The following is a 23586-nucleotide window of genomic DNA, read 5'->3' on the forward strand; positions in this document are numbered from 1 at the left end:
CAGTGGGCACCCGAACAACCAACTTTCTCTTGCCCCACACAAAAGATCGCAGTATTCGGTTCTAGATAAGGAATTTGCTTATGATCACTCACATTAGTCCCGCGGGTAGCATGGATCTTTTGTCTCAACTCGAAGTTGAGCGCCTTAAAAAGACCGCGTCTAGTGACCTATATCAGCTGTATCGCAACTGTACGTTAGCGGTACTTAACTCTGGCAGCCACACCGATAACTCAAAAGAGCTACTGGATAAACACCAATCCTTTGATGTCAACGTCATGCGTCGTGAGCGCGGCATCAAGCTCGAACTCACCAACCCACCAGAGCATGCGTTTGTCGACGGTCAAATCATCAAAGGTATTCAAGAGCACTTGTTTTCGGTGTTGCGTGATATCGTCTACGTCAACATGCACCTTGCAGACAATCAGCGCCTAAATCTGACCAACTCGACCCATATTACCAATCTGGTGTTTGGTATCCTGCGTAATGCAGGCACTTTGATTCCCGGTATCGACCCAAATTTGATTGTCTGCTGGGGCGGTCACTCCATCAACCCCACTGAGTATCAGTACACCCGTGAAGTAGGTAACGAGCTTGGTCTTCGTGAGCTGAACATCTGTACCGGTTGTGGTCCTGGCGCGATGGAAGGCCCGATGAAAGGCGCAGCGATTGGCCACGCCAAGCAGCGTTATACCCACCAGCGCTATCTAGGCCTGACTGAACCGTCCATCATTGCTGCTGAGCCGCCAAACCCTATCGTTAATGAACTGGTCATCATGCCAGACATTGAAAAGCGTCTTGAGGCGTTTGTGCGTATCGCTCACGGTATTGTCATTTTCCCTGGTGGCCCGGGTACAGCCGAAGAGCTACTCTACATACTGGGCATCATGATGCACCCGAATAATACTGAGCAGCCGATGCCAATCGTGTTAACGGGTCCAAAAGAGAGTGAAGCGTATTTCCGCTCTATTGATGAGTTTGTGCGCTCGACACTCGGTGAGGAAGCCACCAAATACTACGAGATCATCATTGCTGACCCAGAAAAAGCCGCCAAGATCATGAAGCAGGCCATGCCAGCAGTAAAAGAACACCGCAAGAAAAATGGCGACGCCTACAGTTACAACTGGTCACTGCATATCGAGCCGGAGTTCCAACTGCCATTCGATCCAACCCACGAGAACATGGCTGGACTCGATCTTCATCTGAATCAGCGCCCAGAAAACTTGGCGGCAGCACTGCGTCAAGCCTTCTCAGGCATCGTCGCTGGTAATGTGAAAGCAGAGGGTATCCGAGAAATTGAGCGCCATGGACCATTTATGATTGATGGAGACAAAGCCTTGATGAAGAAAATGGACAAACTGCTCAGCGATTTTGTGACTCAACAGCGCATGAAACTACCGGGTTCTGAGTACATTCCGTGTTATCGCATCGCGAATGGCGAATAAAACCTGAAACTCAGTAGCGTTTTATTTACAATAAAGCCACGTTTCCTCGTGGCTTTAATTTTATGTCAATTCATCTTGTTATCATCGATGCTCTAAACCTGATCCGCCGAGTCCATGCGGTGCAACCCGATCCCACTGACATAGAAAGAACCATACAGACTACCTCTCGTACACTACGCCGCATCGTTGATGAAGCGCAACCGACGCATATTATTGCGGTATTCGATCACCACGAACAAGACAGAGGCTGGCGCGGGGACATCCTGCCTGAATACAAGCAGAACAGAAAGCCAATGCCAGAGCCGCTCTACAATGGTCTAGATAAAATCCAAGATGCGTGGTGGCAGCTCGGTATTGATTCACTGCTCTCCGAAGGCGATGAAGCGGATGACTTGGTAGCAACACTTGCCGTTAAAGTTGCCAGTCATGGTGAGAAAGTCACGATTATCTCGACCGACAAAGGTTATTGCCAACTGCTCTCCCCGACTCTACAGATACGAGATTACTTCCAACATCGCTGGCTGGATGCGCCTTTCATTGAGCAAGAATTTGGCGTAAAACCAGAACAGCTTTCCGATTACTGGGGACTAACAGGCGTGAGTTCGTCACAGGTACCAGGCGTTGCTGGAGTTGGCCCAAAGGCAGCAAAAGAGATTTTGACCACGTACAACGACATTGAGTCGGCGTATGCCTCTGATGAGCTTGCAGCTAAATATCGTAAGAAGCTCGATGAGCACATCGAGATGGCGAGAAAATCAAAGCAAGTATCGGCACTCAAAACAGATATTGAGCTCGGTTTTAATCTGCAGGATATTCGATTTGAAGGCCTAGGCACGAATACCTAGACCTTTTAGAGACGCTCTAAACCAAATTAGTATGGTGAGATATTGGATAGCACTTGAATATGCACCGTGATTTCCTCACGGTCATGGTACAAGTGCTTCGCTTGCAGCTTGAACTTCACCTTGTTCTCAATCAGGAAGATCTTTAGGTTCTCAATGTCTTGTAGAACCTCATCATAACGACCTTTCATTGGCAGTTTAAGGTTGAAGATCGTCTCTTTCGCCCAGCCACGAATCAACCACTCACCCATTAACTGTGCAACGCGAGACGGCTTCTCGATCATGTCACACACCAACCAAGTGACGTTCTTGCGCGGTGGCTCAAACTTAAAGCCATCTTCTTGATGGTGCTTAACTTGACCAGTTTCCATTAGGCTATCTGCCATCATGCCATTATCAATCGCATGGACGAACATAGAGCGGCGAACCAACTGATACGTCCACCCACCAGGACACGCACCAAGGTCAACACCCCACATGCCTGATGCTAAGCGCTCATCCCACTCTTCTTTGGGAATGAACACGTGAAATGCTTCTTCTAGCTTTAACGTTGAGCGGCTTGGCGCATCTGCCGGGAACTTAAGACGTGGAATGCCCATAAAGAACGCAGAGTTGTTGTTCGGGTGAGAGTAACCCACATAACAATGACCCGGTGCGATAAAGCAGATGTGTAATACCGGCTTTTTAGCATGCTCTTTATTAAACAAGTAACCCTTGCCACGCATCGCTTGACGCACTGGCACGGTAAACTTACGGCAGAACTTGAGCAGCTCTTTCGCTTCGTTGGTGTCTGGAGTCTCAATACGGATATCGCCACAACGAGGGAAGCCTTCCACTTCATCGAGCGCAGCAAGTAGCGGAGAAATGCGATCATCGGATGGCAGAGCTTCAAGCTCGCTAGCAATCGCAAACATTTGACGAGCGAAGATAAGCGATTGGAAATCAATATCGCGGATAAGCCTGTCCGCATCACCGTCTTGGTAACACTCAAAAATCACGTAGCCTGAGTTGTTTTTGACTCGCGGGAAGCCGAATACCTCTAGGGCTGTCGCTTTGTCTTGAATTTCGCCTGCACACTCTTTCTCGAACCCAGAGCGGCAATAAAGCATTACCTGTTTCACTGATTGACTCCATCTTTGTTTGTTTCGTCAGTCATCTGATATCCAGCATAAGCGAGGAACCCCCAACCTATCATAAACATCACCCCGCCCAGTGGAGTAATGGGACCAAACCACTTCACTCCTGTTAGCGCTAGGGCGTATAGACTACCGCTAAAGAAAAGGATGCCGATGATAAAGCAAATCGCGGCGCGATGAAATGCCTTTTGCGCTTTCTCTGCCCGGCTATGTAATGCAAAAAGCGCACATAACAACAGTGCTAGGGTATGGATAAACTGATAGGTCACACCCGTTTCGAAAACGCCCAGAAGATAAGGCGACAGAAAGCTTTTAAGGCCATGAGCCGCAAATGCCCCTAGCCCGACACTAAGAAGTCCCGACAACGCAGCAATAATAATGAGTGTACGACTACGCACTGGCTTCTTCCATATCATTGATGCCTTTAATAAACAGCGCTAAACGATCGGCGGCCATTTGGCGGTTTTGCGCTTCGGTGAAACCCGACGATTTTCTTGGTTTAAAGCTGTGGTCGCCATCGGGTACAAAGCTCACTTCGACCTTATCTGAAAGAATAAAGTCTGCAAATTCTTCTTGCTTACCAAAGGTGTCACGCTCACCTTGTAAGATAAGACATGGCTTTGTCATCGTCGCCAAGTGGTCGCCTTTGAAGTTTTCTGGCTTACCCGGCGGGTGAAAAGGAAAGCCTAAACAGGCAATTGATTTCACTAGTTCGTGCTCAGAGAGCAGTGACGCCATTCGTCCGCCCATCGACTTGCCACCAATGACAATAGGCGCGCCGTTAGCAACGTGCTCTATTACCTCTGTCATCGCCTCAAGTAGCTTTGGCGCGCGATCTGGCGGTCGCTTTTTGCCGTCTTCTGCACGTTTCACCATGTAAGGGAAGTTGAACCTGACAACGCGGATACCCTTTGTAGATAAACGAGCAGCCATATCTTGCATAAAGTCATGCTCCATACCCGCGCCAGCACCATGAGCAAATAAAAACAGCGGACCGCGCTCTGGTCCATCAATAATAAGCTTAGTCATCTAATAATACCTCTTGCTCACTTTGTGCTTTAGCTAGCATCCAATCTCTGAATGTAGCGATTCGTCCCATGTCGGCCTGTTTATCATGGCACACTACATAGAACGCATTTTTACTGACCAATACTTCATCAAATGGCGCAATAAGTCGACCAGCATCCAGCTCTGGCTGAGCGAGAACATTATTTCCTAATGCAATGCCTTGGCCGTGTGCTGCGGCTTGCAGAACCATAGTGGAGTGACTGAAGATCGGACCATGATTGACGTTCACGCCTTCAAGGTTATTTTGTTTAGTAAACTGCTTCCAGTCTTTACGCGAGGTATCATGCAGCAATGTGTGCTTAGAGAGATCTTCAAGCGTATTGAGTGGTTTAGAGCCGAGCAAAAGAGCGGGGGCACACAAGGGAACCAAAAACTCTTGATACAGTTTGTCAGCACGCAGTCCCGGCCAGTTGCCGCGACCGTAGTAAATCGCAACGTCAACGTCGTCGGTTAACGACCCTTCATCCATATCCACCGCTTTAATACGCACATCGATATCAGGCTCTTGCTCATTAAAGTCAGCGAGGCGAGGCACAAGCCACTGAATGGCAAAGCTAGGTGGTAAGCTGATGGTCAGAGCGCCCTTCTCACTGCGCTCTAGCACCTTATCGGTCGCTTCGGCCAAAGATGTGAAAATATCTTTGATATCAAGAAAGTAGCTTTGGCCTTCTTCGGTAAGTAGCAACGAGCGATTTCGACGGCGAAACAGCTTTAGACCTAAAAATTCTTCAAGCGCTTTGATTTGATGACTGACTGCCGCTTGAGTAACAAACAGCTCTTCCGCCGCTCGAGTAAAACTCAAATGGCGCGCGGCGGCCTCAAAAACTTTGAGCGAATTGAGGGGAGGCAAACGTCTCGACATAACGACTCTCCAATGCATTAGTTTTTTTAATCTGAAACATTATAATTTGTCCATTGCCGAACAGCCAGAGAAATTCTATATTTCACCCCGTAAACGCGAGTCTGAACGGCTCGGTTCTCTCTAGAACCGATTGACTTGCGCTTGCGATGTTGTGTTTGCAATCTCGATTTTCGAGTTAGGTAGAATTCTACCACCACACCTTGGCTAGTTATCCCCTAGTTGATGTGTGTACTTCCTGTATTTTTGACCTGTCTGTCAAATTTTCTTACACCGCCTATATGGCGGTGTTTTTTTATCTAAATTTTATTCACTTACTCAGTGATAAATTGTCCCATAAAAAAACGGCCACCCAAGGTGACCGCTTTCTATAGTTTTGTTAATAGCTGAGCTAATCGTTTTTCGTCGGATTAGTCTTACAGACCTGCATCAGCAAAGACTTGATTCACAATCTCTTGTGCTTCAGCTTCGATCTGTTTTAGGTGCTCATCACCCTTAAAGCTTTCGCAGTAGATTTTGTAGATATCTTCTGTGCCTGAAGGACGCGCAGCAAACCAACCATTTGCCGTCGTCACTTTAAGACCGCCGATGGCTGCACCGTTACCAGGAGCGTGAGTTAGACGAGCGGTAATCGCATCGCCAGCCAGTGTTTCCGCCGATACCATTTCTGGTGACAACTTCTTAAGTACGTTCTTCTGCTCTGTATTTGCCACAGCTTGAATACGATTGTACTTAGACTCGCCGTGTTTAGCCGCTAGCTCTTCATAGTACTGCTGTGGGTTCTTACCCGTTACCGCGGTAATTTCTGCTGCTAACAGGCAAAGAATGATGCCATCTTTGTCTGTTGACCAAGGCGTACCATCTTTACGAAGGAAAGACGCACCAGCACTCTCTTCACCACCAAAGCCAAACTCACCGTTATAAAGGCCATCAACAAACCACTTGAAGCCAACTGGCACTTCGCACAGTGTACGGCCAAGGTCAGCAACAACACGGTCAATCAGTGCACTTGATACCAGCGTCTTGCCCACAGCAACATCATCACGCCATTCGCTGCGATGACGGTATAGGTAATCGATACATACTGCTAGGTAGTGATTCGGATTCATTAGACCTTTTGGTGTGACGATACCATGACGGTCATAATCTGGGTCATTACCAAATGCCAAATCATAATCATCTTTAAGCGCTAGAAGGCCTGCCATTGCATATGGCGATGAGCAGTCCATACGAACCACACCATCTTTATCAAGCGACATGAATTGGAACGATGGATCAACGGCTTCACTTACCAAGGTTAGATCTAGGTCGTACGCTGCACCAATTTGACGCCAGTAGTCGATGCCTGAACCGCCCAATGGATCAACACCAATCTTAAGGCCTGCTTTTTGAATCGCTTCCATATCGATAACGTTGACTAGGTCATCAATATAAGGCTTCACCAAGTCACGCTCTTCAAACAAATCATCCGCTTTAGCAACCGCGATAGGTAGACGCTTCACATCTTTCATCTCGTTGCTGATGATTTCGTTAGCACGATCTTCAATCGCTTGAGTGAGCTCTGCTTCAGCAGGACCACCGTGAGTTGGGTTGTATTTGATACCACCATCTTGCGGTGGATTGTGCGAAGGTGTGATCACAATGCCATCGGCTTTTTTATCGCTCATTAGATTGTGCGTTAAAATCGCATGTGAGATACCTGGTGTTGGCGTGTAGCCGTTATCTACTTGCGCAATAACATGAACACCATTCGCAACCAATACTTCAACCACAGTCGCGAACGCTGGCTCAGACAAGGCGTGGGTATCTTTACCCACAAACAGTGAGCCTGTCGTGCCTTTCTCTGCGCGCACTTCTGCTACCGCTTGTGCAATAGCAAGAATGTGGTTTTCGTTAAACGTCGCTTTGTCCGCGCTGCCGCGGTGACCAGAGGTGCCAAACTGAACACTTTGTGCCGTGTTATCCGCTTCTGGTTGAATTAGGAAATAATTGGATACTAGCGCTGGAATGTTATGAAGGTCTTGTTGCAAAGCCTTCTGGCCCGCGCGTGGGTGTATAGCCATAACTGACGTCCTTTCAAATTTAAGCTTAAAAATACAAAAAACCTCATAATACTCGTTTAAGTTTGAACATTATGAGGTTTAAATCGAAAATCTTAGATAGAAGCCGTGACTTTCTCGATGAGCTCAGCGGGGAACTCCATCATGGTCATCACCTGTTCGACCATCTGCCTTTTGCGGCTAGTATTGGTGTTGGTAATCACCCAAAGCGGCGTATTTGGAATGGCTTTTGGCTTGGTCGTATTACCGCTTTCTAGTAGCGTCGCTTCATTGTTTGCGAAGTAGACTCGCTTGCGGCCTTTTACTTGTGTCGCCTCAGAAAAGCTTTCTGGGTTCAAGCGATGCAACGTAGATAGCACCAGCATAAAGCGATCAATGGCTTTTTTCAGTCCAGCGAATTCGTCAGAAATCAGTAGAGAGCGCATCTCTTTTACTGAATCAACGGTTTCTGCTTTTGGTGCCTGTTTACTCACGACAATCGTCTTAGCGGCAGCGGGCCTCTGTTCCGTCTCGGCTGCATCTACCTTTAATAAACGTCGTAAGATATCTGAAGCACTTTCGCCAATGTGGTGGGTCTGGCTTGCAATGTAACGGTATAGATCCTCATCAACCTCAATTGTTTTCATTCGCTTTTCACAATCTCTATGTTTAAACTCTGGATGATTATAACGAGTTCCGCGATGAACCTCCACGTTAAACACATCACGAATAACAGAAAATGTCAGCTTTATTAAACTACAAAAGAGAAGGTCAAGGTACACCAGTCGTTCTAATCCATGGACTGTTTGGTGACTTGAATAATCTTGGCGTGCTCGCCAGAGAACTGAAACAGGATCATGATGTCATTAGTGTTGATCTCAGAAATCATGGTCGCTCATTTCATAGTAACGATCACGATTATGCATTAATGGCGAGTGATATCATCACGTTACTAGAAGATCTCAACGTCGAAAGGCCTATTATTATCGGCCACTCAATGGGCGGCAAAGTCGCCATGAAACTGTGTGACTTTGATTACCCGATTGAGAAGCTTGTGGTGATGGACATGTCCCCAGTTAAATACACCATCCGCCGTCACGATAATGTGCTCGCCGGCCTCAACGCAGTCTGTCAGCAAACTCCGAAGACTCGCGTCGACGCCATGGCAGTCATGAGTGAACATATTGAAATAGAGGGCGTGCGTCAGTTCTTGGGTAAGTCACTATACAATGCAGGTGAGCATATGGAGTGGCGCTTTAACCTTAAAGGGTTGGAGAAAAATTACTGGAACATTCTAGACTGGCAGCCAATCAGCAAAACCGACACACCCGTTTTGTTTCTTAAAGGTGCGGATTCCGATTACCTGCAAGTCGATCATCAAGCACAAGTACAACAGCAGTTTGCGCAAGTTAAGGTGCACATTGTTGCCAATACCGGACACTGGCTGCATGCAGAAAAGCCTAACGAAGTGCTACGTGCGATACGCAAATTCATTTAATTTTGACCTACATCGTAAGCAGGTTGATTTCCATGGATTAACTTTACCGAGCAACAATGGTATAGTTCCGCGCAAGCATATTGGCACAAAGGAATACCATGCTTTACGACTATATAGATAAACTCGAGTCCATTGGTTTGGATCTGTTGTTTGCATCGATCTTTTTTCTGATCGGCATGGCAATCAAAGATGTACTAAAACAAGGCAATGTCCCGGTGTTTGGTCGACGTATTGTGTGGCTTGTACTGTTCTTAGGCTGTGCAGGTTTTGTCGCGAAAGGCATTATTCAGCTAAGCTGGGAAGGTACAGGACTAGGCTAATTACCTCCATTCCTGAGTCCAACGAAGACAGATAAAAAGGTACTGAATTTATGGCAAGTGTAGGTCTATTCTTTGGTAGCGATACTGGCAACACAGAAGCTATTGCAAAGATGATCCAAAAACAATTGGGTAAACAGCTCGTTCACGTTCAAGACATTGCTAAAAGCAGCAAAGAAGACATCGACAACTTCGATCTTCTTCTACTTGGCATCCCAACTTGGTACTACGGCGAAGCACAAGCAGATTGGGATGACTTCTTCCCAGAACTTGAAGGCATCGACTTCTCAACTAAGCTAGTAGCTATTTTTGGCTGTGGTGACCAAGAAGATTACGCAGAGTATTTCTGTGATGCGATGGGCACAGTGCGTGACATCGTTGAAGCGAAAGGCGGCACGATCATCGGCTACACACCAACTGAAGGTTACGAGTTTGAAGCATCTAAAGCGCTAGTTGAGGGTGATGAATCTCAATTTGTTGGTCTATGTATCGATGAAGATCGCCAGCCAGAGCTTACTGACGAACGCGTATCAAACTGGACTAAGCAGATTTACGAAGAGATGTGCCTAGCTGAGCTAGAAGACTAATCTCTACGCTTTAAAAAAACCTCCTAACGGAGGTTTTTTTGTATCTGAATATGGCAACAACAAACCTTACGTCTAGGCATTAACCGACTCTGACTCCACATCCCGGAACTGCGCCTTTTTACGAATGTAGAGCTTACGCTGGATAGTCGACACTATCTCACCTTTGTCATTTTGAATATGACTGACAAACTCAGGAAAACACTTCTCACCTGTCTGAGTGCTCTTCAAAATGTCCTCTAGCATATCTTGGCTAATGACAAACTCTGCCCGCAAATCAGAAAACCCCGGCTTAATGAAGTCAATGCTCGCTTCCTTATCCCAAACATAATATTGCTCACGTAAAATCCCCATTAACATCAATGAGTAAATAGGATCCGTCATTGAAAAAATGCTGCCACCAAACTGAGAACGATTGGCGTTTTTGTTCCACCATCGCAATTTCAAACGCACTTTGACACTGCGAAAATCATCACTGATCTCCTCTATACGGATGCCCGCTCCCCAAAAAGGTGGCCAGATGTTCAGCGCGAACTTAACGTACTTAGGTTTGTATATTTTGGCGAGTCGTTTATCCATCTGATTCATCCATTACTGCAAGTCCATTAAATGTAAACAGATTGTAACTGGTCAGACGTGTTTGTAAAGTGACACAGTTCCACTTCTATGTTAATAGTTAGTAACCCTTTGAACTTCACGGTTTATTGTTACGCGCTAGTACCCTATAATGGACGGATACATGAAATCTGTTTATTGCTGCAGATCATCACAGGAAAGTTTATGTCAGACAATAACAAGGCACTTAAGGACGCGGGACTGAAGGTCACGTTGCCTCGACTAAAAATTTTAGAAGTACTGCAGAAGCCAGAGTACCAACACATTAGCGCAGAAGACTTGTATAAAAAGCTTATCGACCTTGGCGAAGAGATCGGTCTAGCGACAGTTTATCGCGTACTTAACCAATTTGATGATGCTGGCATTGTTACTCGCCACCACTTTGAAGGTGGTAAGTCAGTATTTGAACTATCAACTCAACATCACCACGACCATCTAGTCTGCCTAGACTGTGGTGAAGTGATTGAATTCTCTGATGACCTTATCGAGACTCGTCAGCAAGAGATCGCAGCGAAATACAACATTGAGCTGACTAACCACAGCTTATACCTATATGGTAAGTGTATTGGCGGTGCGTGTAAGACTGACCCTAAGGCACATAAGCCTAAGTAAGTCTTTATTTTGATACAAAAACCAGCCTAATGGCTGGTTTTTGTGGGTTGGGTTTGGTGAGTGCTGTTTTTTACCCCTCCTAGCCTCCCGGCTACGCGCCCCGCTTTTAAGGGGAGGGACTATAGGCTCGCTGCGCATCGCCTTATAAAAAGTGCAATGTTACGTTAGTAACGAGCAGTGGTTCTCCCCCTTAATAAGGGGGAGTTAGAGGGAGTAAGCTCTACAAGCTCTTAAACCTACTTCCCTTCAATCTTCGCCCAAGTATCACGAAGACCAACCGTACGGTTAAAAACCAAAGACTCAGCAGTAGAATCTTTAGAATCCGCACAGAAGTAACCCATACGCTCAAACTGGTAACCTTGCTCCGCTTTCGCTACTGCCAAGCTTGGCTCAACGAAGCCGTTAATTACAACCAGTGAATCTGGGTTGATGGTTTCAGCAAAGTTATCTGCCGCTGCCGGGTTTGCTACGGTAAACAGACGATCGTATTGACGAATCTCTGCAGGAAGACCTTTATCCGCTGATACCCAATGGATAACGCCTTTCACTTTACGGCCGTCTGCTGGGTTTTTACCTAGCGTTTCTGGATCGTAGCTACAGAAGATAGTCGTGATATTACCCGCGTCATCTTTCTCTATACGCTCAGCTTTGATCACATACGCGCCACGTAGACGAACTTCTTTACCTAGCACCAAACGCTTGTACTTCTTGTTCGCTTCTTCGCGGAAGTCTTCACGTTCAATCCAAACTTCACGAGTAAATGGAACTTCGCGAGTACCCATTTCTTCTTTATTTGGATGGTTAGCAAGCGTTAACGTCTCACCTTCGCCTTCGTAGTTTTCGATAACAATCTTAACAGGGTCAAGTACCGCCATCGCACGAGGTGCGTTCTCGTTGAGGTCTTCACGAATACAGGATTCTAGAGAACCAAACTCGATCATGTTTTCCTGCTTAGTCACACCAATACGCTTACAGAACTCACGAATTGATGAAGGAGTAAAGCCGCGGCGACGCAGACCAGAGATCGTCGGCATGCGTGGGTCATCCCAACCGTGAACCAATTTCTCAGTTACAAGTTGGTTTAGCTTGCGCTTAGACATCACTGTGTATTCAAGGTTTAGTCGGCTGAACTCATACTGACGAGGCTGACAATCGATAGTGATGTTCTCAAGTACCCAATCGTATAGACGACGGTTGTCTTGGAACTCAAGCGTACATAGTGAGTGCGTAATGCCTTCTAGCGCATCTGAGATACAGTGAGTGAAGTCATACATCGGATAGATGCACCACTTGTCACCTGTTTGATGGTGTTCAGCAAAGCGAACACGATATAGAACAGGATCGCGCATCACCATGAACGATGAGCCCATATCGATTTTTGCACGTAGACATGCCGTAGCTTCTTTGAAGCCGCCGTCACGCATTTTCTCAAACAGCGCTAGGTTTTCTTCAATTGAACGGTCGCGGTAAGGGCTTGGCTTACCTGGTGCGGTTAGCGTACCACGGTACTCGCGGATCTGCTCTGGACTTAGCTCGTCAACGTACGCTAAGCCTTTGTTAATTAATTCAACCGCATACTCGTAGAGCTTGTCGAAGTAGTTTGATGAATAGCACACTTCACCAGACCAATCGAAGCCCAACCAGCTTACATCATTCTTAATTGACTCAACGTATTCAACGTCTTCTTTTTCAGGGTTGGTGTCATCAAAGCGCAAGTTGCACTGACCCTGATAGTCCTGAGCAATACCGAAGTTCAAACAAATAGATTTTGCGTGACCGATGTGCAGGTAGCCATTTGGCTCCGGCGGGAAACGAGTATGCACGCTAGTATGCTTGCCATCCGCTAAATCTTTATCAATGATTTGGCGAATAAAGTTCGATGGACGAGCCTCAGCTTCACTCATCTATAACACCTCTATGTTTTAAGTATTGTCAGATATATAAACGCTAATGATCCACAATTCTTTGAGAAACCTCAACAAGAACTCGCATTTTCATTAGATTATTTTAGTACTGATTTATAGACAGGTGTAGTGGTCAACAAATTCCGGACACTAACTTAAGCCGATTTTCGGCAGTAACTGGCGATAGCCCATCATTTGCTTGATGAGGCCGTTGCCTATTGTAGTAATCCATCAAGTAATAGCTGATATCCTTCTTTGCCTGAGTTTGGGTCAGGTATCCAGTAGCTGGTATCCATTCGGTTTTTAAGCTTCTAAATAGCCTCTCCATAGGAGCATTATCCCAGCAGTTACCTCGACGACTCATGCTCTGAGTTATGCGATATCGCCAAAGCCTTTGACGGTATTTAAGGCTACTGTATTGGCTTCCTTGGTCTGAGTGGAACATCACGTTGCTAGGCCGTCCTCGTTGTTCCCAAGCCATATCCAAAGCTTTGCAAGTCAACTCTGCGTTGGGTTTGTCTGATAGCGCCCAACCCACTACTCTGCGACTAAATAAGTCGAGTACAACAGCCAGATAACTCCACTTTGAACCGGATCAGATGTAGTAATATCGCCACACCAAACGTCATTTGGAGTGGAAACTGAGAACTCACGCTTCAATCGATTGGGGATATCTGGTCGCTCTAGCTTAGCTTGCTTATAGCGATGCGAGCCTGGTTGTTTGCTCATCAGCCCGGCTTCTTGCATAAGCTTGCGTACTTTGAAGCGTCCGACATCGAAGCCTTCAGACTGCAGCATAGAAGCAAGAGTCCGACTTCCGGCAGAGCCACGACTCATGTTAAAGAGCTGCTTAACTCGGCTGACTAACCGAATACGATTGGCATCCGGCTTTCGTTGTTTAAACTCGTAGTAGCAGGAAGAAGCTACATCGAACAGCTCACAAAGAACTTTGACCGGTTCATGCTCCCTCAACTGGTCAATTAGCGAGAACGTTCGAGTTCGTCCGACATTAAGAGAGCTGTGGCCTTTTTTAGTATGGATTTTTCTCTTTCCAAGCGATTAATCCTAGCTTCTAACTCTTGGATCTTCTGCTGTTCTGGCGTTAGAGCTTTAACCGCTGGCGTTTCTCCGCCGCGCTCAATCTTTAGTTGATCTACCCAGCGTCGTAAGGCTGTATCGCCGATATCTAAGGATCGTGCCGCCTCAGATATTGAGTAACCTTGATCAAGAACCAAGCTTGCGGCATCTACTTTGAACTCAGGAGAAAATGTACGTCGTTGTCGTTTTGTCATTGAACACCTCATTTACGGTGGAGACTTTACCACCTAATTTGGTGTCCGGGATCATTAAACCACTACAAGGTGATTCGCAAGGTTCGGAAGGCATAAAAAAAGCCTCTCGGGAGAGAGGCTTTGGTATGGAAGTCAATGAGTCAGAGAGTGATTATGGCAGTTTCACTTCTGATAGGTCTTCACCAGCGCCGATAGACTTCATTTCGCCAGCGATGATTTCTGCTAGAGGGCCAAGGATAACTTGTAGGTTGTTTTCACCTAGTTTAACCACACCTTTAGCACCTAGTTTCTTAAGAACCTTCTCGTCAGCAACAGAGCGGTCTTTAAGCGTTAGACGTAGACGAGTGATACAAGCATCGATAGACGTTAGGTTATCGTGACCACCTAGAGCTTTTAGGTATTGGCGAGCTAGGTCACCGCTTTTGCCTTCACCAGCTGCAACTTCTACTGCTTCGTCATCGTCTTCACGACCAGGCGACTTCAGGTTGAATGCGCGGATTGCGAAGCTGAATGTGAAGAAGTATAGAGCACCGAATGCTAGACCGATTAGTAGTAGTACGAATGGCTTAGTTGCTAGACCCCAGTTTAGGATAAAGTCGATTAGACCTGCAGAGAAGCCGAAGCCGTGTAGCGTACCGAACATGTTAGCAACCACTAGAGCAAGACCAGTAAATACTGCGTGCATTGCGTATAGAGCTGGAGCTAGGAATACGAACATGAATTCTAGTGGCTCAGTGATACCTGTTAGGAAAGAACAGAAAGCTACTGAGAATAGAGCGCCACCAACTTGGCTGCGTTTTTCAGCTGGTGCTGCTAGGTACATTGCTAGTGCCGCACCTGGTAGACCAAACATCATTACAGGGAAGAAGCCGTTCATGAATACGCCAGCGCCTTTGTCGCCGCCGAAGTAGCGGTGTAGGTCACCAGACTTAACTGTTTCAGTTACTTCTTTCACTGTTGCAGTGATTTCAGGCGTTACTGAGTTAGCAAATTCGAATGTGTGAGACTGACCAGCGACTAGAGTCTTAGCAAGAGCAGGGTCAACACAAAGCTGTTGTAGTGCAGGAAGTGCTTGACCAGCAGCTTGAGCGCCAGTTACTAGAACTTCTTGACATGTACCCATGCCGAACCAGAAGTACGAGTTTAGTACGTGGTGTAGACCTACAGGGATAAGTGCACGGTTGAGTGTACCGTATACGAATTGGCCAACTGCGCCAGATGTAGATACTGCATGTGCTAGCGCGTCTAGGCCACCTTGGATTGAAGGCCAAACCACACCGGATACCGCACCTGCGACTAGAGCAAACAGACCTGCCATGATAGGTACAAGTCGCTTACCAGAGAAGAATGCTAGCCACTCAGGCAGACGAGTTGCGTGGAACGCGTTGTAACAGTGACCTGCGATGATACCTGCGAAGATACCGCCGAAGAACGACATGTTTACGTCAGCGTTGATAGTTGTTGCTGTTGCTGTCAGTACGAAGTAAGCAACCGCACCAGCAAGACCTGCTGCACCGTTACCATCTTTAGAAAGACCAATTGCAATACCTAGACCGAAAAGAAGAGGCAATTGGCCGAAGATCGCACCACCAGCTTGTGCCATAAATGGAATGTCTAAAAGGTCGCCTTGACCCAAACGTAGTAGAAGCGCCGCAATTGGTAGCGTTGCGATAGGTAGCATCAATGCCTTACCTAGCTTCTGCGCATATCCTAGAATATTCACCTTAAGTTCCCCCTATAGGATTTAAATTTTTGGACGACTTATTTTAGCCGTTCAATTTAGTCCTATTCAGTGTATGGAATTAAATTCGCCCCGCAAATTAAAACCTTATCAATTGTGATCCTAATCACCAGTTTTTGCCAAAATACAGGCTTTTTGCTAGCGAGATCATAAAACTTATTTTATCATACGAAAAAATAGCCAAATCTAAGTAGGATTCTGGCCATGAGAGTTGCAAACACAAGCAGTTAAATTGCGATATAAATCAAGTTTTATACCGTATTAAAACGCTAAAAAACGATAATAACTCTCATGTAATCATTGAGTTACTTTGATTACTTTAACTATTTACAACTTGCTGACTAAAAATTTGTTTCGTTACTAAGAGCTATAAATCAATATGATTCAAGCACTGCGTCGTAACGGGCTAGAGAGAATACAACACAAGGATTCACTAACTATGTATGCATTAACGAACGGTAAGGTCTTCACAGGTACTGATGTTCTGACCAATCATGCGGTGATCATTGATGGCGACACCATCCAATCTATCGTCCACGAATCAGAGCTGTCTGCCTCTATTGAGCGTATCGACCTTAACGGTGCGAACCTAAGCCCAGGTTTCATTGACCTACAGCTCAACGGATGTGGTGGTGTGATGTTTAATGACGAGATCACAGCAGAAACCATTCATATCATGCATAGAGCCAACCTAAAATCTGGTTGTACTAGCTTCCTACCAACGCTTATCACATCTTCTGATGAGAACATGCGTCAAGCTCTATCCGCGGCGCGCGACTACCACAACCAGTACCAAAATCACTCTCTAGGTCTGCACCTTGAAGGTCCTTACCTAAATGTAGCGAAAAAAGGCATCCACAGCCCGGACTTCATTCGCCAATCTGATGAAGCGATGATTGATTTGATCTGCGAGCACCGTGATTTGGTTGCCAAAGTAACGCTAGCGCCTGAGCAAAATGCTCCAGAGCATATCGAGAAGCTTCGTGACGCAGGTATTGTTGTCTCTATCGGTCACACCAACGCCACTTATGAAGAAGCGCGTAAAGGTTTTGATGCAGGTATCACATTCGCCACTCACCTGTTCAATGCGATGACGCCAATGACAGGCCGCGAACCCGGTGTTGTAGGTGCAATCTACGACTCATCTGACGTATACGCGGGCATCATTGCTGATGGTTTCCACGTGGATTACGCTAATATTCGCATCGCGCATAAAGTGAAGGGTGAAAAGCTCGTATTAGTGACGGATGCCACAGCTCCAGCGGGTGCTGACATGGAATACTTTATTTTTGTCGGTAAGAAAGTATATTACAAAGATGGTAAGTGCGTAGATGAAAACGGCACCCTAGGTGGCAGCGCACTGACCATGATAGAAGCGGTTCAAAATACAGTTGAACACGCTGGTATCGCTTTGGACGAAGCTCTTCGCATGGCAACGCTCTACCCAGCAAAAGCCATGGGGGTCGACAATAAACTTGGTCGCATCAGAAACGGCATGGTGGCTAACCTGACGGTATTTGATAGAGACTTCAATGTTCAAGGCACGGTTGTTAACGGACAATACGAGCAAAATTAAGCATGAATGGCGGACAAATAGGTAACGTAGATTTAGTAAAACAACTCAATAGCGCAGCGGTTTACCGTTTGATAGACCAGCAAGGGCCTATTTCGCGTATTCAAGTTGCAGATGTCAGCCAGCTGGCGCCTGCGAGCGTTACCAAAATTACCCGCCAACTGCTTGAGCGCGGCCTCATTAAAGAGGTCGCTCAGCAAGCTTCAACCGGCGGCCGTCGCGCTATCTCCCTCACAACCGCTGTGGAGCCATTTCACTCAGTAGCGGTTCGCTTAGGTCGAGACTACATCTCATTTTCTTTGTATGACCTAGGTGGCAAAGAGCTCGCGTTTTCTCACAAAGAGCTGTACTACACCAATCAAAACGAGCTAAGCGAAGGCTTACTTGTTGAGCTGCGTGAGTTCCTAAAAGAGCACAGCCCTAAAATCGAACAGTTGATTGCTATTGGCGTCACTCTGCCTGGTTTGGTTAACCCGACAACAGGTGTGGTCGAGTACGTACCGAATACCGACATCGATAAACTTGAGCTCGCCGATCTGGTCAAACAGCATTTCAAAGTCGAGTGTTTTGTTGGTAACGATGTGCGTGGCCTTGCGCTAGCCGAACATTACTTTGGTGCGAGCCGCGATTGCCAAGATTCAATCCTGGTCAGTGTTCACCGTGGTACCGGTGCAGGTATTATCGTTAACGGTCAAGTATTCCTAGGCCATAACCGCAACGTCGGTGAAATTGGGCACATCCAAATTGATCCGCTCGGTGAGCAATGTCAATGTGGCAACTTTGGCTGTCTTGAAACAGTCGCATCAAATCCTTCTATCGTTAAGCGCGTGCGCACACTGATCGATCAAGGCTACGAGTCAACACTGGCGCTCAAAGAGCACATCACCATTGAAGATATCTGCTCACACGCACTCAATGGTGACGAACTGGCGAAACAAAGCCTGGTTCGCGTGGGCAACCAGCTCGGTAAAGCCATTGCCATCACGATTAACTTGTTCAATCCACAAAAAGTGATCATCGCTGGTGACATCACCATGGCGAAAGACATTGTATTCCCGGCTATTCGTCGTAACGTTGAAAACCAATCTCTGACGACCTTCCACACTGACCTTCCGATTGTGGCGTCTGAAATTGATAAGCAACCAACGATGGGCGCTTTTGCGATGATCAAGCGAGCTATGCTTAACGGCGTTTTGTTACAAAAACTCCTTGAAGATTGAACAAATGTTGCGAAATAACTCAGCACGCTGAAGACAATTTCGAGTAGAATATAGGCCGCACAATCGTGCGGTCTTTTTTATCGTGGATAGTTAATAAAAAATATATGGAATTAATTCTCATCACTGTCGCCTTCGTCGCAGGCTTTCTCGCACTCAAATGCCAACTCCCCCCTTTAGTGGGCTTCCTGCTCGCTGGTTTCCTTTTGCATGACTTTGGCTTTGAGTCGACCCCCACTATTACCACTCTTGCCGATCTTGGTGTGACGCTATTGCTGTTTACCATTGGCCTGAAGCTCGATATTAAGACCTTACTGTCCAAAGAGATATGGGCAGGTGCCACAGTGCATAACTTACTGTCCACATTATTGTTCGCACTGTTATTGCTGGGGCTTAAGTTCCTAGGAGTGACTAGCCTTGCCAGCCTAGACATCAACCAACTCATTCTGCTTGGCTTTGCCCTATCCTTCTCGAGTACCGTATTTGCCGTCAAAACCTTGCAGGAAAAAGGCGAAATGAACGCTACCTACGGCACGCTCGCTATCGGTATCTTGGTTATGCAAGATATCTTCGCGGTGGTTTTCTTGACTGCTTCCACTGGTAAATTCCCAGAATGGTATGCCATCGCACTGTTTGGCTTGCCGCTACTGCGCCCGCTGATGTTTAAGTTCCTTGATAAAGCCGGCCACGGCGAAATGCTGGTACTAAGCGGTATTTTCTTTGCGCTAGTGATGGGAGCCGGTCTGTTCGAACTTGTTGGGATGAAAGCGGATTTAGGAGCGCTAATCCTTGGCATGTTGCTCGCATCGCATCGCAAAGCCTCCGAGCTGTCAAAGTCTCTCTTTAATTTAAAAGAGCTATTCCTCGTTTGCTTCTTCCTAAACATTGGCTTGGCCGACGAACCCACCATGCAGGGCTTTATACTTGGTGCGTTACTGGTACTACTATTGCCACTCAAAGGCATACTCTACTTCGTTGTCATCAACGCCTTTAAGTTTCGCGTTCGCACCTGCCTTCTTACCACGCTCACGCTATTCAACTTTAGCGAGTTTGGTCTAATTGTTGGCGGCCTGGCTTTCAAGCTTGGTTGGATCTCGGGAGACATTTTAGTCGCACTCGCCATTGCAGTATCGCTGTCGTTTATCATCTCAGCACCACTAAATCGTGTTGGTCACGCCATTTATCTGCGCAGCGCCAAGTGGCTCAAAGAGCAAGCCGCTGAGAATATCAACACTCGCGATCAATTTATCAACCCTGGTGAAGCTCAAGTGTTGATTTTAGGTATGGGTCGTATTGGCAGTGGTGCCTACGATGAACTGTTCGAGCGTTATGGCAAAGTCTGTCTCGGCGTCGAGGTGCGAGAAGAGGCGGCTAAGCAGCATCAGCAAGAAGGTCGCAACGTCATAGCAGGTGATGCCACCGACCCTGACTTTTGGGAGCGCATACTCGATACGGCTCATGTAAAACTGGTTTTACTCGCCATGCCCCACCACCAAGGGAACCAAACGGCGCTTGAACTGCTGCAAACCAAACAGTTTAAAGGTCAGGTTGCTGCGATTGCAGCTTACCCAGACCAACTTGCTGAACTCGAAGAGATGGGCGTAAGCGCTGCATTTAACATATACAGCGAAGCCGGCAGCGGTTTTGCTCGCCACGTATGTGAACAGCTACAACCTAACCTTAAATAATCGCCTTCAGTCAGCCACTTTTTAGTGGCTGACTTTTCCTTTCTGGCCAAAAAATAGCCCAAGATAGAAAATATTTACCATAAATCAGTTTTTAGTGAATGAATTTTAAAAAGACTCCACTTTTATTTTATTTTTCATTCCTCACGGTTGCTTTTTTTTGAGCAGATGGCAAATTGAACTCAACAGCGTTAAATTTCATCTAAAAGGAAGTTGTATGTGTTCAGTATTTGGTATTTTAGACATTAAAAGCGATGCCGCAGCCCTACGTCCAGTGGCTCTTGAAATGTCTAAGAAACTTCGTCACCGTGGCCCAGATTGGTCCGGTATCTATGCCTCAGATAAAGCAATTCTAGCGCATGAGCGTCTAGCGATTGTTGGTCTAAACAGTGGTGCGCAACCTCTGTATAGCCAAGATAAAAAACACATCCTTGCTGTTAACGGTGAAATCTATAACCACAAAGAAATTCGTGCACGCTATGAAGGTAAGTACGAGTTTCAAACCGACTCTGACTGTGAAGTTATCCTAGCGCTTTACCAAGACATGGGTGCAGACCTTCTTGAAGAACTAAACGGTATCTTTGCATTCGTACTTTACGATGAAGAGAAAGATGAGTACCTAGTAGGTCGTGACCACATTGGTATCATCCCGCTCTACCAAGGTTATGATGAACACGGCAACTACTACGTGGCATCAGAAATGAAAGCCCTAGTGCCTGTTTGTAAGACCATCAGCGAGTTCCCTCCTGGTTGTTTCTACGGCTCTAAAGATGCTGAACCTCAGCGCTACTACATTCGTGACTGGAACGAATATGCAGCAGTGCAAGGCAACACCACCAGCAAGGAGGAGCTAACTGAAGCGCTTGAAGCAGCAGTAAAACGCCAGCTTATGACTGACGTACCTTACGGCGTTCTACTCTCTGGCGGTCTAGATTCTTCTATTACTTCAGCGGTGGCTAAACGTTTTGCAGCTATGCGTATTGAAGATGATGAGCAATCTGCAGCATGGTGGCCTCAGCTTCACTCATTTGCGGTAGGTCTAGAAGGTGCACCTGACTTGAAAGCGGCTCGCGAAGTGGCTGACCAAATCGGCACCGTACACCACGAAATGACGTACACCATTCAAGAAGGCTTGGATGCGATCCGTGATGTTATCTATCACATCGAAACATACGACGTGACGACAATCCGCGCATCCACACCAATGTTCCTAATGGGTCGTAAGATCAAAGCAATGGGCATCAAGATGGTACTGTCTGGCGAAGGTGCTGATGAAATCTTCGGTGGTTACCTCTACTTCCACAAAGCGCCAAACGCGAAAGAGTTCCACGAAGAGACCGTTCGTAAACTGCTAGCCCTTAACATGTTCGACTGTGCTCGTGCTAACAAATCTCTAGCAGCTTGGGGCGTTGAAGGCCGAGTGCCATTCCTAGACAAAGAGTTCATCGATGTGGCGATGCGTCTCAACCCAGAAGACAAGATGTGTGGTAACGGTAAAATGGAAAAACACATCCTGCGTGAGTGTTTTGAGCATTACCTACCAGAGTCTATCGCGTGGCGTCAAAAAGAGCAGTTCTCAGACGGCGTTGGTTACAGCTGGATTGATACGCTAAAAGAAGTGGCGGAAGCTAAGATCACAGACCAGCAAATGGAAACCGCGGCATTCCGCTTCCCATACAACACTCCGACAACGAAAGAAGGTTATGCATACCGTGAAATCTTTGAAGAGTTGTTCCCGCTAGAGTCAGCAGCGAAATGTGTACCGGGTGGCCCATCTGTCGCTTGTTCTTCAGCGAAAGCGATTGAATGGGATGAATCGTTCCAAAACTGTGTCGACCCATCGGGCCGCGCGGTACAAACGGTTCATAACGACGCTTACTAATCGCTAGACACAAAAACCAGCCTCGGCTGGTTTTTTTGTGTCTACAACTTAACCTGGATGACCATCTACCCTTGGCGTCACGAGCATTTTTCCAAAATAGAAAACATACATGGCAAACGCCAGCGTCCAGAGACCCGCACTCACATCGACAAGAATGAACATATGCTGCGGCCACAAGGCTACGCCAGCACTACGTATCACCGCCGCTACAATTACGGCAACAAAAGCAATCGTCATATTCGGGCCTTTATATATTGCTCGCCCTGTGTGCCCCATCGTCACTCGGCTTATCATCGCAAGCACCACCCCACCCAGAGCACCAACCGCAAATAGATGCAACATTGCATGAGACGCAAACGCGTCAGAGAGTAACCCGCGACTTAACAAGCTTAACGGCAAACAGAGATACGTCAGCATCAATGACCACACTAGCGGTTCAGAGAGAGTTAACCAAGGTTTCCATCGAGCCCAACGAGCCAACTGAGTGACACCGGCGACGAGCATCAATGGTTGACCTAACGTCGCAAAAGAGAGGGGGAAAAAGCTCAATACAAACAGGGCCAGCAACGGCAAAGTTGCCCCCCACTCCAACCACACAATAGGCTGAGGCTTGTCATACTGAAAACGGCGAGCAGCAAAGAAAGGAATCACTCGGCCGCCCATTATTGACAGCAATAAAGTAAACCACCACAACATGGCTTGCCATACTGCGCTTGAGCTAAATGGCGGCATACCTTTGATCGTTGCGTAGCTAGCAAAGTTAGCAAAAATAGCCAACATAAACAGCGGGACAAAAAACAGGTTACGCCAACCTTTAGCTCGATAGACTCTAAAGCCGACTTCATAGGCCACCAATGCAATGAAAAGTGATTCAATCGATGAGATTAGCCACAAAGGCGTCGGTGTCCAAAATAGTACTCTCGTTATCGTCCAAAGTGCCACCAATAACAACAGTCGATAATGTTTAGTGCCGTTCACTCCCGTCCAGGTCTGCACGGCAGTGAGCACAAAACCAACCACAATCGCCATCGAAAAACCAAAAATCATTTCATGAGCATGCCACCACAAGGCAGGTACCGCCAATGCGCTCGGCTGACCATGCTGAAACATCACAACCCAAGCGACAACCGCAAATACCGCGTAGATGCTTCCCAATAAGAAAAAAGGACGAAACCCTAAACGCAGCCACGCAGGAATGGCTTCTTCTGCCTTTTTATCAACGATGTTAATCATACCAATCACTCTATAATCCAATCTTGTTGACTAAAGCACAAAATGTA

At 46.7% G+C, this 23586-nt stretch carries 20 protein-coding genes and 1 pseudogene; 10 read left to right on the forward strand and 11 right to left on the reverse strand.

The annotated features are described in order from the left end of the window. Positions 1-80: 80 nt before the first annotated feature. Together ppnN and xni are read left to right on the forward strand one after the other, a co-directional pair. Positions 81-1442 carry a nucleotide 5'-monophosphate nucleosidase PpnN gene (ppnN, locus tag PG915_RS13190; protein ID WP_353496926.1) on the forward strand — a complete coding sequence of 454 codons (1362 nt, stop codon included), beginning with the start codon at positions 81-83 and terminating at the stop codon, positions 1440-1442. 62 nt (positions 1443-1504) lie between these two features. After that, the gene (gene xni / locus PG915_RS13195) at positions 1505-2287 is read left to right on the forward strand and encodes a flap endonuclease Xni (protein ID WP_353496927.1); all 783 of its coding nucleotides are present in this window, start codon (positions 1505-1507) and stop codon (positions 2285-2287) included. A gap of 26 nt (positions 2288-2313) precedes the next feature. Here xni and rlmM read toward each other — a convergent pair whose 3' ends face one another. The 6 genes from rlmM to seqA all read right to left on the reverse strand — a co-directional run bounded on the left by rlmM (position 2314) and on the right by seqA (position 8033). Further along, positions 2314-3405, reverse strand: coding sequence for a 23S rRNA (cytidine(2498)-2'-O)-methyltransferase RlmM (gene rlmM, locus PG915_RS13200; RefSeq protein ID WP_353496928.1), 1092 nt, complete (start codon positions 3403-3405; stop codon positions 2314-2316). After that, a complete protein-coding gene (locus PG915_RS13205) occupies positions 3402-3818 on the reverse strand; it encodes a DUF423 domain-containing protein (protein ID WP_353496929.1) in 417 nt (138 codons plus the stop codon). Before PG915_RS13205 ends, rlmM begins: the two co-directional genes overlap by 4 nt. Beyond that, positions 3811-4449 carry an alpha/beta family hydrolase gene (locus PG915_RS13210; protein WP_353496930.1) on the reverse strand — a complete coding sequence of 213 codons (639 nt, stop codon included), beginning with the start codon at positions 4447-4449 and terminating at the stop codon, positions 3811-3813. The genes PG915_RS13205 and PG915_RS13210 overlap by 8 nt, the downstream gene beginning before the upstream one ends. Further along, positions 4442-5350, reverse strand: a complete 909-nt coding sequence (locus PG915_RS13215) for a transcriptional regulator GcvA (RefSeq protein ID WP_353496931.1) — start codon at positions 5348-5350, stop codon at positions 4442-4444. The genes PG915_RS13210 and PG915_RS13215 overlap by 8 nt, the downstream gene beginning before the upstream one ends. A gap of 413 nt (positions 5351-5763) precedes the next feature. Beyond that, complete coding sequence (pgm, locus tag PG915_RS13220) at positions 5764-7410, reverse strand: phosphoglucomutase (alpha-D-glucose-1,6-bisphosphate-dependent) (RefSeq protein ID WP_353496932.1); 1647 nt, start codon at positions 7408-7410, stop codon at positions 5764-5766. A gap of 92 nt (positions 7411-7502) precedes the next feature. Then, positions 7503-8033: a replication initiation negative regulator SeqA gene (gene seqA / locus PG915_RS13225; RefSeq protein WP_353496933.1), complete on the reverse strand. Its 531-nt coding sequence runs from the start codon at positions 8031-8033 to the stop codon at positions 7503-7505. A 92-nt stretch (positions 8034-8125) separates the two neighbouring features. Between seqA and PG915_RS13230 the strand changes: the two genes are divergently transcribed. From PG915_RS13230 to fldA, 3 genes are all read left to right on the forward strand, one after another. After that, on the forward strand, positions 8126-8884 hold the full coding sequence (locus PG915_RS13230; RefSeq protein WP_353496934.1) for an alpha/beta fold hydrolase: 759 nt from the start codon (positions 8126-8128) through the stop codon (positions 8882-8884). A 98-nt stretch (positions 8885-8982) separates the two neighbouring features. Then, positions 8983-9204, forward strand: a complete 222-nt coding sequence (locus PG915_RS13235; RefSeq protein ID WP_042496654.1) for a DUF2788 domain-containing protein — start codon at positions 8983-8985, stop codon at positions 9202-9204. A 50-nt stretch (positions 9205-9254) separates the two neighbouring features. Further along, complete coding sequence (fldA, locus tag PG915_RS13240) at positions 9255-9788, forward strand: flavodoxin FldA (protein WP_112459625.1); 534 nt, start codon at positions 9255-9257, stop codon at positions 9786-9788. A 72-nt stretch (positions 9789-9860) separates the two neighbouring features. Here fldA and PG915_RS13245 read toward each other — a convergent pair whose 3' ends face one another. Further along, positions 9861-10364 carry a DUF4442 domain-containing protein gene (locus PG915_RS13245; protein ID WP_353496935.1) on the reverse strand — a complete coding sequence of 168 codons (504 nt, stop codon included), beginning with the start codon at positions 10362-10364 and terminating at the stop codon, positions 9861-9863. Positions 10365-10565: 201 nt separating this feature from the next. Between PG915_RS13245 and fcrX the strand changes: the two genes are divergently transcribed. Then, a complete protein-coding gene (gene fcrX, locus PG915_RS13250; RefSeq protein WP_353496936.1) occupies positions 10566-11012 on the forward strand; it encodes a ferric iron uptake transcriptional regulator FcrX in 447 nt (148 codons plus the stop codon). A gap of 236 nt (positions 11013-11248) precedes the next feature. On the opposite strand, the gene glnS is transcribed toward fcrX, so the two are convergent. The 3 genes and pseudogenes from glnS to nagE form a co-directional block, all read right to left on the reverse strand. Then, a complete protein-coding gene (gene glnS / locus PG915_RS13255) occupies positions 11249-12916 on the reverse strand; it encodes a glutamine--tRNA ligase (protein WP_353496937.1) in 1668 nt (555 codons plus the stop codon). A 133-nt stretch (positions 12917-13049) separates the two neighbouring features. After that, a pseudogene (locus PG915_RS13260) lies at positions 13050-14208 on the reverse strand (IS3 family transposase). A gap of 151 nt (positions 14209-14359) precedes the next feature. Next, the gene (gene nagE / locus PG915_RS13265; protein WP_353496938.1) at positions 14360-15931 is read right to left on the reverse strand and encodes an N-acetylglucosamine-specific PTS transporter subunit IIBC; all 1572 of its coding nucleotides are present in this window, start codon (positions 15929-15931) and stop codon (positions 14360-14362) included. Positions 15932-16388: 457 nt separating this feature from the next. Here nagE and nagA point away from each other — a divergent pair, with 457 nt between their 5' ends. The 4 genes from nagA (at position 16389) to asnB (ending at position 22306) form a co-directional block, all read left to right on the forward strand. After that, positions 16389-17525 carry an N-acetylglucosamine-6-phosphate deacetylase gene (gene nagA, locus PG915_RS13270; protein ID WP_353496939.1) on the forward strand — a complete coding sequence of 379 codons (1137 nt, stop codon included), beginning with the start codon at positions 16389-16391 and terminating at the stop codon, positions 17523-17525. A 2-nt stretch (positions 17526-17527) separates the two neighbouring features. After that, entirely contained in the window at positions 17528-18742 is a 1215-nt protein-coding gene (gene nagC, locus PG915_RS13275; protein ID WP_353496940.1) for a DNA-binding transcriptional regulator NagC, read from the forward strand. Positions 18743-18846: 104 nt separating this feature from the next. Beyond that, positions 18847-20427 (forward strand): cation:proton antiporter family protein, encoded by a 1581-nt coding sequence (locus tag PG915_RS13280; RefSeq protein ID WP_353496941.1) that lies wholly within the window; start codon positions 18847-18849, stop codon positions 20425-20427. 214 nt (positions 20428-20641) lie between these two features. Beyond that, on the forward strand, positions 20642-22306 hold the full coding sequence (gene asnB / locus PG915_RS13285) for an asparagine synthase B (RefSeq protein WP_112459620.1): 1665 nt from the start codon (positions 20642-20644) through the stop codon (positions 22304-22306). A 48-nt stretch (positions 22307-22354) separates the two neighbouring features. Here the strand turns inward: asnB and PG915_RS13290 are convergent, their stop codons facing one another. Next, positions 22355-23539, reverse strand: a complete 1185-nt coding sequence (locus tag PG915_RS13290) for an NnrS family protein (protein ID WP_353496942.1) — start codon at positions 23537-23539, stop codon at positions 22355-22357. Positions 23540-23586 lie beyond the last annotated feature (47 nt).

Source organism: Vibrio sp. CB1-14, assembly GCF_040412085.2.
GTDB lineage: Bacteria > Pseudomonadota > Gammaproteobacteria > Enterobacterales > Vibrionaceae > Vibrio > Vibrio chaetopteri.